Genomic DNA, 16,797 nt, shown 5'->3' with positions numbered 1-16,797 from the left:
AATTATAAATAATATGCAAAGATACTATTTTTAATTGTGAACAAGCGGCATATTGCGAAAAAAATATTATTTTTGTGGTATAATAACAGTTCTAAAGGCAATAAGAAGATGAAGAAGAAAATTGTTTTCCTTACTGGTGCCGGTATGTCGGTAGAGAGTGGTTTTAAGACGTTCCGTGGTAATGACGGACTGTGGGAGAACTATCCGGTAGAGCAGGTAGCCTCGCACGAAGGGTGGGAGGCTGATCCCACATTGGTGACAAACTTCTATAACATGCTGCGCCGGAAGCTTTGGCAGGCTGAGCCCAACGAGGGACACCGGCTTGTCGCTGCCTTGGAGAGGGACTACGATGTCAGCGTCTTGACACAAAACGTGGACAATCTTCATGAGAAGGCAGGCTCCACGCATGTCATCCACCTGCACGGCGAGTTGACCAAAGTGTGCTCGAGTATCGATCCCTACGACGAACGCTATATCCAGCAACTCACGCCCGAGCACAGCGACGTGGCGCCCGGTACCAAGGCCGGCGACGGTTCGCTGCTCCGTCCGTTCATCGTTTTCTTTGGCGAAAGCGTGCCGATGCTTGAACCAGCAGCGCGCGAGGCGATGAAAGCCGACATCTTTGTCATCATCGGCACATCGCTCAATGTCTATCCTGCTGCCGGACTCGTGCAGTACGCGCCACAGGGATGTCCGGTCTATCTGATCGATCCCGATCCGGTGTTCAATGCGCCTAATGGTAAGTTCACGCACATTCAGAAAGGTGCGTCAGAGGGAATGAAGGAGCTCTGCGAGAAGCTGGGTTTCAAGAAATAAGGAAGCTATACTTCAAGAAAGATGGTTGCCAAAGAGAGAAAAAAGAGGGAAAAGCCTATCGGTAAATAGGCTTTTCCCCGCGGGCGCGATGCCGGAAAAGGGCTATCTTTGTGATGTTTATCACATAGACCGCCTTTAGGTTGGTCAGTATCAATCGTATTGTAATATGGAAAAGATGAAAAAGATTCTGTTTCTGGCCTTTGCCGTGTTGCTGACGCTGCCTGCCGCAGCACAATATTATCCCGACGGGCGTCCTATTCCGCCCAGTAAGCGTGCTGAGTATTACCGTCAGCATGGGCGCTACAATGATGGCCGTACGGTCTACGGCTATGGCAACAATGTCTACTATGGCTTCCGCCTGGGCATGGCGGTGGCTACGGTCAACTCCGATGCTGCCGTACTTGATGGTAGCGACGCGCGCACGGGACTGGACGTGGGTGCCGTGGTCGGTACACAGCTCACCAACTCGGCCCCGCTGTTCTTTGAGACCGGCCTCTCTTATGTGGAGAAAGGCGGTAAAGGCAACTACGACGGCAATAAGTTTACCTACCGTTTGGAATATCTTGAACTGCCGCTGTTGCTGAAATATAAATACCAGGCTACGCCCGACATCTCGGTGGAGCCGTTTGCCGGCGGCTATCTGGCTGTAGGTGTAGGTGGCAAGATCAAGGACTATGGTCACCGCGAGGCTTACTCCAGTTTCAGTGACGATCAGGCGAGCTTCAAGCGTTTTGACGGTGGTCTGCGCCTTGGCTGTGGCGTGAGTTTCCAAATGCTCTACCTCGGCGTGAGCTATGATATCGGTTTGGCAAACATTGGTCACTACGATTTCGAGGACACCCGCACGGGTTGCTTCAACCTCAATGTCGGCGTGACGTTCTGACGTGATAGTAAGTAAACAACAGTAACTAAGAGAAGAAATTTAGCAAGATTTTCAACGCTTGTTTTTACTGCCTTACAAATGATGGTTCGCTGCGTAGATTTTAATCATTCCCTGCGTAGCGAACGATCTTTTTCTATAGCGTTACAACATTGGGAACATAGCTTTGACCCCGCAAGAACATAGCTTCGACCCCACAAGAATGCAGCTTCAAACCCACTCAATCAAGGGCAACAGGATCATCGAGGTCAACCACCGTCTTGCCAAATACAGAAAGCAGGATGCACCATAAAACTTAATTATGATACACCCTCTGTTTTCTGATGATTACCAAAGCTTGATCATCACTTTAAATTTTCCAGCCACCTTCTCCCATAGGTGGGTTTTCTTGCGGATGAAATGCAGGCTGATGAGTGTGCTGACCGCGCAGAGAGCAATGCCCGACGGCCAGTAGACAATCGGACGGTCGACAAATGTAACGGTGTAAGCCAGAAGACCGATTGGCAACTGGGCCGCGACATACCCGATGACGCTGGGAGAGAGATGGAAGCCATACCTTGACTTGGAGAAGGGGAGGATGAAGGCGAGATAGACAAAAGTCGTCAGCGTGACGCCAACACCGGCGCCGACAAGTCCGAAATGGCTATAGCCCACGATGACGAGGCCGACAAAGAGAACGGCATAGACGGCTTGGATGAGAAGATAGGACAGCGAGTCGCCACGAGCAAGGGTGATATATTCTATCGGAACTTCCACGGCGCGGAAATACATCGCCAGGACCACGACCTGCGCCATGCCGAGTACCGGCAGGAACTTACCGCTGTAGAGGAGTGGGACGATGATGGGCAGAAAGATGATAAAGGCCACGAGGAGAGGCGAGACCAGCAGGAAAATCATCTCGATCTGACGGTTGACAGTGGTGTTGAAGGTCACGTCTAAGTCTTTGATGCCCGACAGCCGGGGGAAATAGTCGGTATCCATGGCTGAGAAAACCATGCCCACGTAAGTCAAGGTCATCATGATGCCGGCATTGTAGAGGCCTACGATGTCCAGTCCGGCGATATTATTGAGGTAACTGCGAATGAAGAAGTCGGTACCGGAGGTGAATAGTCCGGCGACGACAAAGGCTGTTCCGAGCTTGATCATCCCCAGTCCGTCGTGGAAGAGAGCCTTGGAGAAATGCAGGCGAAGGGGATAGAGATGGTAAGAAACATGTATGGTAAGCAGAAACTGGATAAGGGCCATGAGCACCAATGAGGGTACTATGCCTTTCATTCCCCAGAAATAATAGATGGGAACCGAGACGATGAGCGCGCCCACAATGTTGTAGAAGGTCACCATAGCCAAGCGGCGCAGTACGCGTACGGCTTTGATGATGGCAGTCTCGCCAAGGGTGAGGATCGAGAGCCCCACGATGGGAGAGAGACAGATGAAGTGGAGGGTGTGGCCATTCCAGGAGAAGGTGAACCAACTGAGAAACGGGCTGAGCACAATGCAGATCACGGTGCCCAACAATGCCAGTACGGCGCTCCAATAGCGCACAACGTTGACCGCCCGCGATATGCGTTCTGTGTCACCTTGTTCGTAGGCCTTTGAGATCTCCTGCACGGCGCTGAGGCCGATGCCGAAGCTGGAGAGGTCGGCAACCAGACTTACCGTGGAATTGAACAACGAGACAAGTCCCATACCGCCTGGACCAAGGATGAGCGCAACCAGCTTGTTGCGCACCAGTGCTACGCCAATACTTAATGCCTGCACACCACCAAAGAGGCCGATGTACTTAAGGATATGGGAATAACTGTCGAAACGTTCTTTCTTTGACATAGCCCTATTAAAACGTTCACGACTCCTTATTATTATATAAGGCGTGTCAATTTTGGCTGGTATCAATCCTCTTGCGTGAAGAGAATGTTAACCTCTTGGCGGTTAATTTTGCTTTTCAACGGAAGCAATGTCATTACAACGGTACATCTTTTCGCTGAGATTTCTTGATAAAGCCCGCCTAAGAACGACTAAAGTTTTGTATATCAGCGGAATTATTCGTAACTTTGCAGTCTTATTATATACGCATATACAGAATGAGCAAGAAACTCTATATCGAGACCTATGGCTGCCAGATGAATGTAGCCGACTCCGAAGTCGTTGCCTCCGTCATGCAGATGGCCGGTTACGAACCCACTGACAATGAAGAAGATGCCGACGCGGTGTTTCTCAACACCTGCTCGGTGCGCGAGAATGCCGAGAACAAGATCTATCATCGTCTTGACACGCTTTTCGCTCAGCAGCGCCGTCACGCCCACGACAATCCCGAAGCCCGGTATCCCAAGCCGATCCTCGGCGTGCTGGGCTGTATGGCCGAGCGCGTGAAGAACGACTTGATCGAGAACCATCACGCCAATCTCGTGTGTGGTCCAGACAGCTATCTCCATTTGCCCGAGATGGTGGCAGCCGTAGAGGTTGGTCAGCCTGCCGTGGACGTGCAGCTCTCCACCACCGAGACCTATCGCGATGTTATGCCTCTGCGTGTGGGTCCGGCCCATGTGAGTGGCTTTGTGAGCATCATGCGCGGTTGCAACAACTTCTGCCACTATTGTATCGTACCCTATACCCGTGGCCGTGAGCGTTCGCGCGACGTGGAGAGCATCTTGCGTGAGGTACGTGACCTCCACGATAAAGGATTCAAGGAAGTCACCCTTCTGGGACAGAACGTCAACAGCTATGGACTGCTGCCCAACGGCCAGCGACCCGACAACGGCATCATCATCAACGAGGCCGACGGCACCGAGCTCCACGTATGTTCCTTTGCCGAACTCCTGCGGCGCGTGGCCGAGAGCGTACCCGACATGCGTGTGCGCTTCACCACGTCCAATCCTGAGGATATGACCGAGGACATCCTGCACGCCATCGCCGATGAGCCCAACCTCTGCAACCATATTCATTTCCCCGCACAGAGTGGCAGCGACAAGGTGTTGCACTTGATGAACCGTAAGTACACGCGCCAGCAATATCTCGACAAGGTGGCTGCCATCCGCCGTATCATTCCTGACTGTGGACTGACGACAGACATCTTTGTGGGTTATCACGACGAGAGCGAGGAGGACTTCCAAGAGACGATGAGCCTCGTGCGTGAAGTTGGTTTTGACGCCGCCTTCATGTTTAAATACAGCGAGCGTCCCGGCACCTACGCTGCCAAGCACCTGCCCGACAACGTGCCCGAGGAAGAGAAGATCCGACGTCTCAATGAGCTCATCCGCTTGCAAACCGAGATCTCGGCCGAGCGCAACAAGCTCGATGAGGGCAAGACCTTTGAGGTGCTCCTCGAGCGCTATGCCAAGCGTTCCCACGATCAGCTTATGGGCCGCACACCACAAAACAAGGCTGTCGTCATCGCGCGCGGCAACCACCATCCCGGCGAGCGCGTCATGGTGCGCATCACAGGCTCATCATCAGCCACACTCATGGGAGAAGTCGTCAACGAATAACAGTTGTAGGGTTGTCTGTCCATAGTTTTAGTAGCGTAAACATGGTAAGGACCAAGAAGCAAAATATTGTTTATGAAAGAATTCCTGCAAGTATTGCGGCGCTTCGTTCCGCCCTATAAGAAGTATCTGGTGCTGAGCATCGTGTTCAATATCCTTTCCGCGATATTGAACATCTTCTCGTTTATGACGCTCATCCCCATCTTGCAAATCCTGTTCAAGACATCGGATGTCAAGCAGGTCACGAGCCTTATCGGCTGGGACAGTGTGCACTCGGTTGGTGAGCTCACCAACATGCTCACCAACAACGCCTATTATTATATAGAGCGCTTCATTGCTGAGTATGGTTCTGCCAATACGTTGCTGGCCATCGGCTTGCTGCTTGCGTTCATGACGGCTTTGAAGACAGGAGCCTACTTCCTTTCCTCGGCTACCGTCATCCCCATCCGTACGGGTGTGGTGCGCGACATCCGTAACCAACTCTACCGCAAGATCACCTCTCTGCACCTCGGCTTCTTCTCTGAGGAGCGCAAGGGCGACATCATCGCCCGCATGAGTGGTGACGTGCAGGAGATCGAGAACAGCATCATGGCCAGCCTTGACATGCTGTTTAAAAATCCTATTTTGATCATTGCCTATTTCACGGCACTGCTTGTCGTGTCGTGGCAGCTCACGCTGTTTACCATTGTCTTTGTTCCGATCTTTGGCTGGTTCATGGGCTTTGTCGGCCGTAAGCTCAAGGCGCGCAGCATGACGGCACAGGGACTGTGGAGCGACACGATGAGTCAGGTAGAAGAGACGTTGGGCGGGCTGCGCATCATCAAAGCCTTCTGCGCTGAGGAGAAGATGAACCAACGCTTTGACCGCATCAACAGCAGCTACCGCGACGACATCATGCGCGTGAATATCCGACAACAGCTTGCTCACCCGATGAGCGAGTTTCTTGGTACGGTGATGATCATCATCGTGCTTTGGGTAGGCGGCATCCTCGTGCTCAACAACCATACGCTCAGCGGTCCCAAGTTTATCTACTATCTGGTGATGCTTTACTCGATTATTAATCCGCTGAAGGAGTTTTCCAAAGCCGGATATAACATCCCCAAAGGCCTTGCCTCCATGGAGCGCGTCGACAAGATTCTCAAGGCAGAGGTAGAGATCAAGGAAAGCAAGCATCCCGTACACATCCACAGCTTCGAGCATGACATCGAGTTCAGAAACGTAGGGTTTGCCTACAATCACGATGATAACGGAAACCAACACTGGGTGCTCCGACATATCAATCTGACCATTCCCAAAGGCAAGACCATCGCTTTGGTAGGCCAGAGTGGTGGTGGCAAGTCTACGCTGGTAGATCTCATTCCGCGCTATTACGATGTGCAGGAAGGCGAGGTGCTCATCGATGGCATCAATGTCAAGGATCTCGGTATCCACGATCTTCGTGAGCTTATCGGCAATGTCAACCAGGAGGCCATCCTCTTCAACGACACCTTTTATAATAATATCACGTTCGGCGTAGACAACGCCAGCAAGGAAGACGTTATCAGGGCGGCGAAGATCGCCAATGCCTATGACTTCATCATGGAGTCGGAGCATGGCTTCGACACCAACATCGGTGACCGTGGCGGCCGTCTGTCCGGTGGCCAACGGCAGCGTATCAGCATAGCGCGTGCCATATTGAAGAATCCTCCCATCCTCATCCTCGATGAGGCCACTTCCGCCCTCGACACCGAGAGCGAGCGTTTGGTGCAGGATGCGCTTTTCAAACTGATGAAGACACGTACCACCGTCGCCATTGCTCACCGTCTGTCAACCATCAAAAACGCCGATATGATCTACGTCATCCATGAGGGAGAGATCGTAGAGAGCGGTACCCATGACGAGCTTATGAAAAATGATGGTTATTATCATAAGCTTCACGACATGCAAAGTTGAAAAGTTATAAAATATAAGTTCTATGGTAAGATTTCACAATTCTAAGATAAGCTCATGCAGATGGATAGGTCCGTTTGTAGCCTTGTTACTGAATCTGCTGATAGCTTTGGGCATGTACTTCATCGCCCGAGTGGAATTTCTGTTGGAAAACTACAGCTACTTTTCAGAGGATCTGACGTTCAGCCATCTGTGCAGTCTGTTTGCCGGTTCTCTGCCTTTCGACAAGTCGGCCATAGCCTACACCAATTCTCTCTACATATTGATGATGCTCTTCCCCCTCTGGCTGAAGGAGACTCCTGTCTATCACAAGGTGTGCAAGTGGCTGTTCATCGTGGTAAATACGATAGCACTGGTCATCAACCTGTGCGACTCGGTCTATTTCCCCTATACCTTGCGCCGCACCACGACGAGCGTCTTCCATGAGTTCCGCAATGAGACCAACCTGGGAGATGTCTTCTGGGGAGAGCTGTTAGGTCACTGGTATCTGCTTCTGCTGGCCATCGCAGTCGTGTGGCTTGCCTGGAAGCTCTACGTCATGCCGCGAACCGATGCCAAGCAGTTGCTCACCGTGAAGCAGCGGTTGATATATACGGGTGTCTACACCGTGTTGCTGGTATTCACGGGCTATATGACCGTGGGAGCCTGCCGTGGTGGCTGGGCTTCGGGCATCCGTCCGATCACCATCAACAATGCCAACGAGTATGTAGACCGCCCCACCGAGTGTGCTTTGGTGCTCAACACACCCTTCTCACTGATTCGTACGGTCAACAAAGACGTGTTTGAGGTGCCCAATTACTATACCAGTCTCGATGAGTCCGGCAAGGTCTTCACGCCGATTCACAATCGGCAAACCGTTAATGCACCGGACACGATGAAGCGCAAGAATGTGGTGGTGCTTATTGTTGAAAGTTTCGGCCGCGAGTATATCGGCGGACTCAACAAGATGTATTTTGGCGGAAAGTACAAGGGCTATACGCCCAATGTCGACAAGCTCATCGAGAAGAGTGCCGTGTGGTATTACTCTTTCTGCAACGGTCGCAAGAGCATCGACGGCATGCCTTCCGTGCTCTGTGGCATCCCGATGTTCAAGGAGCCCTTTGTGCTCACGCCATCATCGATGAACAGCTATACGAGCATGGCAGGTCTGCTCGACAAGGAGGGCTACACCACTTCTTTCTTCCATGGTGCCAACCGTGGTTCGATGGGTTTCCTGGCTTTCTCCAAGAAGGTGGGCTTCCAGCAATACTATGGCCGTCAGGACTTCGACCAGGACAGCCGTTTTGGCGGTGACAAGCAGTACGACGGTCACTGGGGCATTTGGGACGAGCCCTTCCTGCAATACTGGTGTGCCAAGCTCGGCACGATGAAGCAGCCCTTTATGTCGGCTTGCTTCACGGTGAGCTCGCATACGCCTTATGTCATTCCCGACAAATATAAAAAGGTGTATCCCGAGGAGGGCATTGTCATCCACAAGTGCATCCGCTATACCGATATGGCTATCGGCAAGTTCTTCCGTGAGGCCGAGAAGCAGCCGTGGTTCAAGAATACCATCTTTGTGCTGACCAGTGACCACACCAATCTCAGTGACCACCAGCAATACCAGACCGACATCGGCGGCTTCTGCTCACCGATCATTGTCTACGATCCTACGGCCAAGCTCGTCAAGCCCGGTATGCGCAATGCCATTGCCCAGCAGATCGACATCCTGCCGACGGTGCTCGGTGCTTTAGGCTATAACAAGCCCTTCCTCAGCTTTGGCTGCAACCTGCTCACCACGCCCGACGATGACACCTATGCCGTCAACTATCTCAACGGCATCTATCAGTATGTCAAGCACGGCTATACCATGCAGTTCGACGGCAACAAAGTCGTGGGCATGTATAAGCTCACCGATCTGCTGATGCAGCACAACCTCGTTGGTCGCGTGCCCCAACAGGCACAGATGGAGCGCGAGCTCAAGGCGATCATCTATCAGTATATGTATCGTATGGTCCATGACAGACTGCACCCATGAAAAAGTTCTTTAGCTATATTGCTTACCTCATCGTGGCGGGACTATGGTATCTGCTGTCGCTGCTGCCTTTCTGCGTGCTGTATGTGTTCTCCGACCTGCTCTATCTCCTTGCGGGGCGGTTGGTGCATTACCGTCACCGAGTGATTTGGAAGAATCTCCGCGAAAGTTTTCCCGAGAAAAGCGAGCGGGAGTTGCGGCAGATGGAGCATGCCTTCTACCGTCAGTTCTGCGACTATCTGATGGAAACCATTAAGATGATGACCATCAGCAAGAAGGAGCTGAAGCGACGCATGCACATTTCGGCACCCGAAAGTTTCTGGCAGTGTCTGGACAACAATCAGAGCATTGCCGTCTATCTCGGTCATCTCTTCAACTGGGAATACATGACTTCGCTGCCCTTATGGGTGGCCGATGACGTACAGTGCTGCGAGATCTACCATCCCTTGGAGAACGCTTATTTCGACAGTCTCTTCCTTCGTGCGCGTGAACGTCAACATGCGCTGTGCATCCCGATGATGGAGTCCTTGCGTCGTATCATTGGCTTCGGCAAAACCCACCGCGCTATCGTCGTGGGCTATATTGCTGACCAAGTGCCTTTCTGGAACAATATCCATCACTGGGTGGACTTCCTGCATCACGACACGCCGGTGCTCACGGGTGCCGAGCGTATTGCCAAGCACACCAACGAAGCCTGCTTCTACGCTTACATGCGGCGGACGCGGCGCGGCTATTACACCTGCGAGATGAAGCTCATCACGCTGGAGCCCAAGAAGAGCAAGGACTTTGAGATCACTGACGCTTACTTCCGGCTTTTGGAGGAAAACATTCGTGAGCAGCCCAGTCTTTATCTCTGGAGTCACAACCGATGGAAGCGTACACGCGAGGAATTTAATATCCGATACAATGCCGCCACGGGCAAGGTGGATCTGCGCGACCTTGATGTCATCAAGCGCGAGAAAGGAATCAACTGATACATCGCCGCTTTCAAACAATAAGACAGTCATTAACAGCCTATGATATTTGTCAGGGATAAAGGACGGATGTGTAACAACATCCTGCAATATGCTCATCTCTATGCATGGGGACGCGAGCACCACCGTGCCACGTTGTCCATGCGCTTCGCCTATAAATACCGCTATTTCCATATCTGCGACACGCCCCATCACAGTATGGTCTGGTATCTGATGGGCAAATACGGCGCGAAGCTCCATCTATTGCCCGTCGTCACCTTTCCCCTCCACGAAGGCGACACGACACAGCAGGAACAAGCGTTGCTCCGCCATCGCCATTGTGTGGCAGAGGGCTGGGGCGTCCGCTTCTACGATCTCTTTCTGAAATACAAGCAGGAGATCATCCGCCTCTTTGCTTTCCACGATGATGTCGAGGCTACGGTGGCCCTGCGCATGCGTGATGCGGAGGGCGCTGCTTCGTCGGGAACTGGCGCCGTGATACGTTTGGGCGTGCACATCCGTCGTGGAGATTATGCCACTTGGCAAGGCGGACGTTACCTCTACACCGACGAGCAATACCTGAACATCATCCGGCAGGCGATGGCCTTGAATGCCGACCGCCGCGTGATGGTCTATATCTGTGGCAATGATCCTCAGCTCAACAGGCAGCTGTATGTCGACGCATTAGGAGCGGAGAATGTTTGCTTCCCCGATGGCAATCCCGGTGAGGATCTCTGTCTGCTCTCGCATTGCGACGCGCTCATCGGTGCTCCCAGCACGTTTACCCTTGTCGCCTCGATGTATCATGACACGCCACTTTACTGGATTGAGGATCCCGACATCCTGCTTAGTCCACAAAGCTTCAGCTGTTTTGACGAACTCTTCAGAAGAATACATTGATCGGGGGGATTTTTTTCCGCTGACATGTCATAGGGATATGACGATAAAGACTATGAGTAAAGATATGAATGAAAAGGTAAGTATTATATCCGCAGTGTATCAGGTAAAGCCCTATCTGCCTCAATTTCTTGATTCCATCCTTGCGCAGTCGTTCCGGGACTGGAAGCTCTATTTGGTCGACGACGGCAGTACCGACGGCGGCTCTGCTGTCTGTGATGACTATGCACAGCGTGACCGGCGTATAATGGTCATTCATCAAAAGAACCAGGGCCTTGCTTTGGCCCGGCAGCATGCTTTGGATGTCTGCACGGGAGAATATATCTATTTTGCCGACAGCGATGACTGGCTCGAGCCCAATCTGCTGCAACGCATGATGGAGACCATGGAACAGCAGCAAAGCGACGTGGTTATCATCGATTACTATTGCAATACTGGAGACAAGCAGACCTGTTGTCATACGCATGGAAAGCATATAGAAAACCTCAGCACCGCCGAGGCATTGCTTCGCATCTATTGTGATCGCATTCCGTGCTACATGTGGACTTATATGATGAAACGCAATATACCTCAGGAGCGCATCTATTGCGACATCTTTGAGGATCACTCAACCATCCTGAAATGGATGTCGCACGCCAAGAGGATCACTTTGCTGCATGAGCCACTCTATCATTACCGGCAGCGTCCCGGCAGTATTCTCCATAGCACAGGAAGTCTGAAGATCAATACGACACTGTTCCGAGTGGTTTTGGACCGCTATGATTTTCTACGTCGTAATCACTTGTTGGAAGAGCATCAGAAAAAAGTAGACGCCTATACCATTCATGTCTTTCTGAAGTTGTGCAAGGACATCTCGCGCAGCAATGTCAGCTTTCATGAGAAGATGAAAGTCGTCCACGACATCCGCAGAGCCATCAAGGCTTTTCCCTGGTACTCTCCAGTCAGTCTTGGTACCAAATACTATCTTCGTCAATGCATCATGCGCGTGAGTCCTAAAGCGTTTATTCGTGTGATCGATGCGACCTCGCTGTTCTCCAAACCTATCCCCAAATTGAAAAGAAAGTTGAGGCGAAAATAATGATAGGGGTGGGAAGTCTTCTTGTCAGAAGGCTTCCAGCTCATGTGAAGAAAAAGTCACTGTTCGGTCTATATATTATAAGGGTGTTGTTGGTATCAGCGGCTTTCTTTTTCTTCTTTTCGCTTATTGAGCAAGTCGCGCTCTATGATCTTGGCAACTAACAGGAATTGGTATTCGCCTATCAGTGTGCTGTGGATCAGTCCGGCAATGCCATTGCGGAACCCGCCGGAGAGAACATAGTCGCGGAAGGAATGCCACAATGGGCGCAACAGCAGGGCGGCCACCCCATAGTGCTTGTTGGCGCGCTTCTCCACTTCGTTGTCGGAATAGCGGTTGTTTTTTTCAGCCACGTCTCTGACATAATTCTCCGCCAGGTGCACGAGATTCAGCCCCGGTTGCCAACGAATATGCTCCACGCGGCCTTTGACTTGCGGAAAGGTATGGACATAGGGCGGCCACACCGTCCCTTCTTTGACGAAGAAGCGCAACTGCTCATCGCCTGGCGTGCCTTTCTTCAACTTGTTCATGAAGCGGTTGCGGCGTGGGATATACAGTCCTTGTGGGCAATCGTCAGTGGCGATGCGCTGATAGAGATAGTCGTGTAGTTCTGAAGGCACCACTTCGTCAGCATCCACCACCAGCACCCAGTGGTAGGAAGCTTGCTGGATAGCATAGGTGCGGGCAGGCTCTGCTGAAACATAGTCACGTTTGGGAAACGTCACCACGCGGCATCCCCGGGTGAGCGCGATGTCACGGGTGTGGTCAGTGCTCTCCATGTCGCACACCACGATCTCGTCGAAGTCTTTCACGCTGTCGAGTACTTCCGCTAAATGTCGCTCGGCGTTGTAGGTGTTGATCACCACTGATATCTTGTTGTTCATCGCGTGCATTTGGTTGTTTATCTTTCTTCCATGTGTTTTCTTTGGGTACTTGCAAAAATAAGCAATTATCTTGTAACAGCAAAACACTTCCCTATTTTTTCCTTTCTTCCCACTACTTTATTGGGAAAGAATCGTTATCTTTGTAGCATGAACATCAAAATAGGAATGGACGCGAAGCGCATCGTGCGCAATGCGTCGGGCTTAGGAAGCTATGGACGCAATCTGGTCAATGCACTGACCGGTAGCAGTGACTGTCCCGAACTCGTGCTCTATGCCCCCGACGAAGGGCGCGCCGACCTGCGCAGTCAGGTTCATACGTCTGCGCGGTTGCGGTTTGCCTATTCGGGCAAGCACTGGCGACTGGCTCAAGATCTTTGGCGCGGCAAGGGCATCGTGGCGGATCTGCGGCGCGACGGCATCGACCTGTATCACGGACTCACCGGCGAACTGCCCCAGGGCATACGTCGCTCGGGCATCAAGACCGTGGTGACCATCCACGACCTCATCTTTCTGCGCCATCCCGAATACTATCATCGGCTCGACGTGATGCTCTATCGCCGCAAGTTCTACCGCACGCTGCGCGAGGCCGACCGCATCATCGCCATCAGCGAGTGCACCAAGCGCGACATCCTCTACTACTCCGATTATCCTGCCGACCGCATTGATGTCATCTATCAGAACTGCAGCAGCGACTTCCGGCGCACCGCCGGCGACGGTGAGCGGGCGGCCGTGCGGCGTCGCTATGCGCTTCCCGAGCACTATATCCTCAATGTCGGCACCATCGAGGAGCGCAAGAATGTGATGCTCGCCGTGAAAGCCCTGCCCCAGCTGCCCCGCCGTGAATGTCTGGTCATCATCGGGCGCAAGACGTCCTACACCAATGAGGTAATGGAGTATGCCGCCCACCATGGTGTCGACGACCGCATCGTACTGCTCCACGGCGTGCCCAATGCCGACCTGCCTGCGCTCTATCAGATGGCCGACGTGTTTGTGTATCCCTCGCGCTACGAGGGGTTTGGCGTGCCCGTCATCGAGGCTGCTCAGAGTGGACTGCCTGTGGTGGCTGCCACGGGATCGTGCCTGGAAGAGGCCGGCGGACCTGACAACAGCTATGTAGATCCCGACGACAGCGATGCCATGGCGGCGGCCCTCAACCGACTGCTCGCCGATGACGACGAGCGCCGGCGCGTGGCTCAGTGTGGCAGCGAATATGTCCGTCGCTTCGAGGGCAACCGTGTGGCAGAGCAGATGCTGGAAGAGTACAGAAGGGTGCTGGGGCGCTGAGAGGCAGAAATAGCAAGAAAAGACAAGCCCGACAGCGCATGGTTGTCACCTCGTGTCTGTCTCATGCTGCGCTGATCAACCTCGCCGTGTTCTTGGTGTTCTGTCTGCCTTGGGCGCTGACCCATCATGAGAAGATCGGCCGCACGCTGACCAAGGAAACGATGCCCGTGGCCTGGCAGTTTGCCATGGACAATCAGTGGTACCACAACCATTTTAGCAGTTCCAACGGTACGCGCTATTCCATCTTCGGCATGTTCTTCAGTGTGCCGTCGATCTATTGGAACAGCATGGAGAGCGGCCATGTCAGTCCGCCCTTCATCAACACACTCTTGAACGAAAGCTACAACATACATGCTTTTATCGCTCCCGGCGACGTGATTCTGAAGAAAGAGGGCGACGGCTCGCTGACAATTACCGACAAGCATCTGCGTCCGCTTTCTGGCTATCATGTCAACGTGAAAGCAGTTCAATCAGGCAATGGATTGCCTTAACCGCTATTTCAAGAAATAGACAGAGCGGAACAGTCTTACGGACTTGCCGCCTATCGGCAAAGTATGTTAAGCCTCTGCTTATCTAAGTGCCCGTGTGGCATTGAGCACGCAGAGGACCATCACGCCGACATCACCGAAGACGGCGAGACCCATGCCTGCCAGACCAAAGGCGGCGAGGACGAGGATGGCGACTTTCACGCCGATGGCGAAGCCAGCGTTTTGGCGGGCGATGCGCAGCGTGTGGCGCGCCACGCGGATGGCTACGGCAATCTTCGACGGTTTGTCGTCCATGAGAACAACGTCGGCGGCCTCGATGGCAGCGTCACTGCCCAAGGCTCCCATGGCGATGCCTACGTCGGCGCGCGCCAAGACCGGTGCGTCGTTGATACCGTCACCGACAAAAGCAAGACTTGTTCCCGCTGGTTTCTCACGCAGCAGGCGCTCTACATGCTCCACCTTGTCGGCAGGCAGCAGTCCTGCGTGATATTCGTCGAGACCGAGCGCGTCGGCTACGAACATTCCCACCTGCTCATGATCGCCGGTGAGCATCACCGTGCGCTGTACGCCAAGACGCTTCAGGCTGGTCACCGCCTCACGGGCGTCGGGCTTCACCTGGTCGGAGATGACGACATGTCCGGCGTAGCTTCCGTCGACGGCAACATGCACCACGGTACCCACGTGTCCCTGACATTTCACGCAACTGTGCACTTCGGCACCCACCTTACGCATCATCTTCTCATTGCCCACGCAGACGCGGTGACCGTTGACCATGGCCTGCACGCCATAGCCTGCCACCTCTTCGATGTTCTCGACGCGGCAGTTGTCGTGTTCGTCGGGGTAGGCCTGGCGCAGTGCCGCGGCGATGGGGTGGGTAGAGAAACGCTCCACGTGGGCGGCGAGATGGAGCAGCTCGTTGGCATCCATCCGGTCGGGGTGAACGGCATCAACGGCAAAGACACCCTTGGTCAGCGTGCCGGTCTTGTCAAAGACCACTGTGGAGCAGCGCGCAAGGACGTCCATGTAATTGCCACCCTTGATGAGAATGCCGCGACGTGACGCTCCGCCGATGCCGCCAAAGAATGTCAGAGGCACAGAGATGACCAGCGCACAGGGACAGCTGACCACCAAGAACGTCAGCGCACGATAGAGCCACGTGCCGAAGGCGTCGGCATAGCTCGAGGCGAAGAAGGGTGGGATGAAGGCCAGGGCAAGCGCCATGAACACCACGATGGGCGTGTAGACATGGGCAAAACGGGTGATAAACGTCTCGCTCCGCGACTTGTTGGTACTGGCGTTCTCCACGAGGTCTACGATCTTAGAGGCTGTGGACTCACCGAAACTCTTTGTGGTCTTGATGCGCAGCACGCCGGAGATGTTGACACAACCGGAGATGACCTCACCGCCAACGTCTACGCCGCGTGGTATGCTCTCGCCGGTGAGATCTACAGTGTCAAGGCTGGAGCTGCCCTCAATGACGGTGCCGTCGAGTGGGATCTTCTCGCCGGGTTTCACCACGATGGTCTCGCCGACCTTCACGTCAGCGGGCGCCACGACGGTGACCTGGCCTCCGCGCTCTACGTTGGCGGTGTCGGGACGGATATCCATGAGCTTGGTGATCGACTCTCGGCTGCGATCCTCGGCATAGTCCTCAAAGAGTTCACCGACTTGGAAGAACAGCATCACGAAGACAGCCTCGGGAAACTGTGGTTCGGCACCGGGGAGGAAGCCGATGAGCAGAGCGCCGATGGTGGCTACAGCCATGAGGAAGTCCTCGTCAAACGGGTCGCCCTCGCGGATACCTTCCCATGCTTCGCCCAGCACATCGTAGCCTACGGTGAGATAGGGAACGAGGAATACCAGCAGTTGTCCCCATACGGGCATCGCTATATTACGGGTCACGAGCCATGCAGCCAGCAGGAGCACGGCAGACAGAATGATTCTCAGCAGTTTCTTGTTCATCGCTTTCTTCATATTATGTTTCTGGGTGCAAAGGTAAGAAGTTTGGCGTGCAACCGGGTTGCAAAGTGGAGCCTCACCCCGTACCCCTCTCCAAAAGCCTCACCCCCGTTCCCCTCTCCCAAGGAGAGGGGAGTGA

General features: G+C 53.4%; 13 protein-coding genes. 10 read left to right on the top strand and 3 right to left on the bottom strand.

Annotation, left to right across the window (positions count from 1 at the left end; all coding sequences use genetic code 11):
• Positions 1-108: 108 nt before the first annotated feature.
• Together NG346_RS08325 and NG346_RS08320 are read left to right on the top strand one after the other, a co-directional pair.
• Entirely contained in the window at positions 109-816 is a 708-nt protein-coding gene (locus tag NG346_RS08325; RefSeq protein ID WP_262280355.1) for an SIR2 family NAD-dependent protein deacylase, read from the top strand.
• Between the two features lie 175 nt (positions 817-991).
• The gene (locus NG346_RS08320; RefSeq protein WP_396266792.1) at positions 992-1,699 is read left to right on the top strand and encodes an outer membrane beta-barrel protein; all 708 of its coding nucleotides are present in this window, start codon (positions 992-994) and stop codon (positions 1,697-1,699) included.
• A 324-nt stretch (positions 1,700-2,023) separates the two neighbouring features.
• Here NG346_RS08320 and NG346_RS08315 read toward each other — a convergent pair whose 3' ends face one another.
• On the bottom strand, positions 2,024-3,520 hold the full coding sequence (locus NG346_RS08315; protein WP_262280357.1) for an oligosaccharide flippase family protein: 1,497 nt from the start codon (positions 3,518-3,520) through the stop codon (positions 2,024-2,026).
• A gap of 254 nt (positions 3,521-3,774) precedes the next feature.
• Between NG346_RS08315 and miaB the strand changes: the two genes are divergently transcribed.
• The 6 genes from miaB to NG346_RS08285 all read left to right on the top strand — a co-directional run bounded on the left by miaB (position 3,775) and on the right by NG346_RS08285 (position 12,046).
• The gene (gene miaB / locus NG346_RS08310) at positions 3,775-5,178 is read left to right on the top strand and encodes a tRNA (N6-isopentenyl adenosine(37)-C2)-methylthiotransferase MiaB (protein WP_262280358.1); all 1,404 of its coding nucleotides are present in this window, start codon (positions 3,775-3,777) and stop codon (positions 5,176-5,178) included.
• 72 nt (positions 5,179-5,250) lie between these two features.
• Positions 5,251-7,107: an ABC transporter ATP-binding protein gene (locus NG346_RS08305; RefSeq protein WP_262280359.1), complete on the top strand. Its 1,857-nt coding sequence runs from the start codon at positions 5,251-5,253 to the stop codon at positions 7,105-7,107.
• 22 nt (positions 7,108-7,129) lie between these two features.
• Positions 7,130-9,121 carry an LTA synthase family protein gene (locus NG346_RS08300; protein ID WP_262280360.1) on the top strand — a complete coding sequence of 664 codons (1,992 nt, stop codon included), beginning with the start codon at positions 7,130-7,132 and terminating at the stop codon, positions 9,119-9,121.
• Positions 9,118-10,092, top strand: coding sequence for a lysophospholipid acyltransferase family protein (locus NG346_RS08295; RefSeq protein ID WP_262280361.1), 975 nt, complete (start codon positions 9,118-9,120; stop codon positions 10,090-10,092). Before NG346_RS08300 ends, NG346_RS08295 begins: the two co-directional genes overlap by 4 nt.
• A 42-nt stretch (positions 10,093-10,134) precedes the next feature.
• A complete protein-coding gene (locus NG346_RS08290) occupies positions 10,135-10,971 on the top strand; it encodes an alpha-1,2-fucosyltransferase (protein WP_262288587.1) in 837 nt (278 codons plus the stop codon).
• A 52-nt stretch (positions 10,972-11,023) separates the two neighbouring features.
• Positions 11,024-12,046, top strand: coding sequence for a glycosyltransferase family 2 protein (locus NG346_RS08285; protein ID WP_262280363.1), 1,023 nt, complete (start codon positions 11,024-11,026; stop codon positions 12,044-12,046).
• A 95-nt stretch (positions 12,047-12,141) separates the two neighbouring features.
• Here NG346_RS08285 and NG346_RS08280 read toward each other — a convergent pair whose 3' ends face one another.
• Complete coding sequence (locus NG346_RS08280) at positions 12,142-12,927, bottom strand: glycosyltransferase family 2 protein (RefSeq protein ID WP_262280364.1); 786 nt, start codon at positions 12,925-12,927, stop codon at positions 12,142-12,144.
• 147 nt (positions 12,928-13,074) lie between these two features.
• Between NG346_RS08280 and NG346_RS08275 the strand changes: the two genes are divergently transcribed.
• Positions 13,075-14,211, top strand: coding sequence for a glycosyltransferase family 4 protein (locus NG346_RS08275; RefSeq protein WP_262280365.1), 1,137 nt, complete (start codon positions 13,075-13,077; stop codon positions 14,209-14,211).
• Positions 14,212-14,249: 38 nt separating this feature from the next.
• The gene (locus NG346_RS08270; protein WP_262280366.1) at positions 14,250-14,702 is read left to right on the top strand and encodes a hypothetical protein; all 453 of its coding nucleotides are present in this window, start codon (positions 14,250-14,252) and stop codon (positions 14,700-14,702) included.
• 78 nt (positions 14,703-14,780) lie between these two features.
• On the opposite strand, the gene NG346_RS08265 is transcribed toward NG346_RS08270, so the two are convergent.
• Positions 14,781-16,661, bottom strand: a complete 1,881-nt coding sequence (locus tag NG346_RS08265; RefSeq protein WP_262280367.1) for a heavy metal translocating P-type ATPase — start codon at positions 16,659-16,661, stop codon at positions 14,781-14,783.
• Positions 16,662-16,797: the final 136 nt, after the last annotated feature.

It is taken from the genome of Hallella absiana, assembly GCF_025457485.1.
Lineage (GTDB): Bacteria > Bacteroidota > Bacteroidia > Bacteroidales > Bacteroidaceae > Prevotella > Prevotella absiana.
This window is presented reverse-complemented; position numbering and strand designations above follow the sequence as displayed.

Bases quoted from the DNA above. Each gene is read 5' to 3' on its own strand.
- NG346_RS08325 (WP_262280355.1), top strand. From the start codon at position 109: ATGAAGAAGAAAATTGTTTTCCTTACTGGTGCCGGTATGTCGGTAGAG.
- NG346_RS08320 (WP_396266792.1), top strand. From the start codon at position 992: ATGAAAAAGATTCTGTTTCTGGCCTTTGCCGTGTTGCTGACGCTGCCT.
- NG346_RS08315 (WP_262280357.1), bottom strand. From the start codon at position 3,520: ATGTCAAAGAAAGAACGTTTCGACAGTTATTCCCATATCCTTAAGTAC.
- miaB (WP_262280358.1), top strand. From the start codon at position 3,775: ATGAGCAAGAAACTCTATATCGAGACCTATGGCTGCCAGATGAATGTA.
- NG346_RS08305 (WP_262280359.1), top strand. From the start codon at position 5,251: ATGAAAGAATTCCTGCAAGTATTGCGGCGCTTCGTTCCGCCCTATAAG.
- NG346_RS08300 (WP_262280360.1), top strand. From the start codon at position 7,130: ATGGTAAGATTTCACAATTCTAAGATAAGCTCATGCAGATGGATAGGT.
- NG346_RS08295 (WP_262280361.1), top strand. From the start codon at position 9,118: ATGAAAAAGTTCTTTAGCTATATTGCTTACCTCATCGTGGCGGGACTA.
- NG346_RS08290 (WP_262288587.1), top strand. From the start codon at position 10,135: ATGATATTTGTCAGGGATAAAGGACGGATGTGTAACAACATCCTGCAA.
- NG346_RS08285 (WP_262280363.1), top strand. From the start codon at position 11,024: ATGAGTAAAGATATGAATGAAAAGGTAAGTATTATATCCGCAGTGTAT.
- NG346_RS08280 (WP_262280364.1), bottom strand. From the start codon at position 12,927: ATGAACAACAAGATATCAGTGGTGATCAACACCTACAACGCCGAGCGA.
- NG346_RS08275 (WP_262280365.1), top strand. From the start codon at position 13,075: ATGAACATCAAAATAGGAATGGACGCGAAGCGCATCGTGCGCAATGCG.
- NG346_RS08270 (WP_262280366.1), top strand. From the start codon at position 14,250: ATGGTTGTCACCTCGTGTCTGTCTCATGCTGCGCTGATCAACCTCGCC.
- NG346_RS08265 (WP_262280367.1), bottom strand. From the start codon at position 16,661: ATGAACAAGAAACTGCTGAGAATCATTCTGTCTGCCGTGCTCCTGCTG.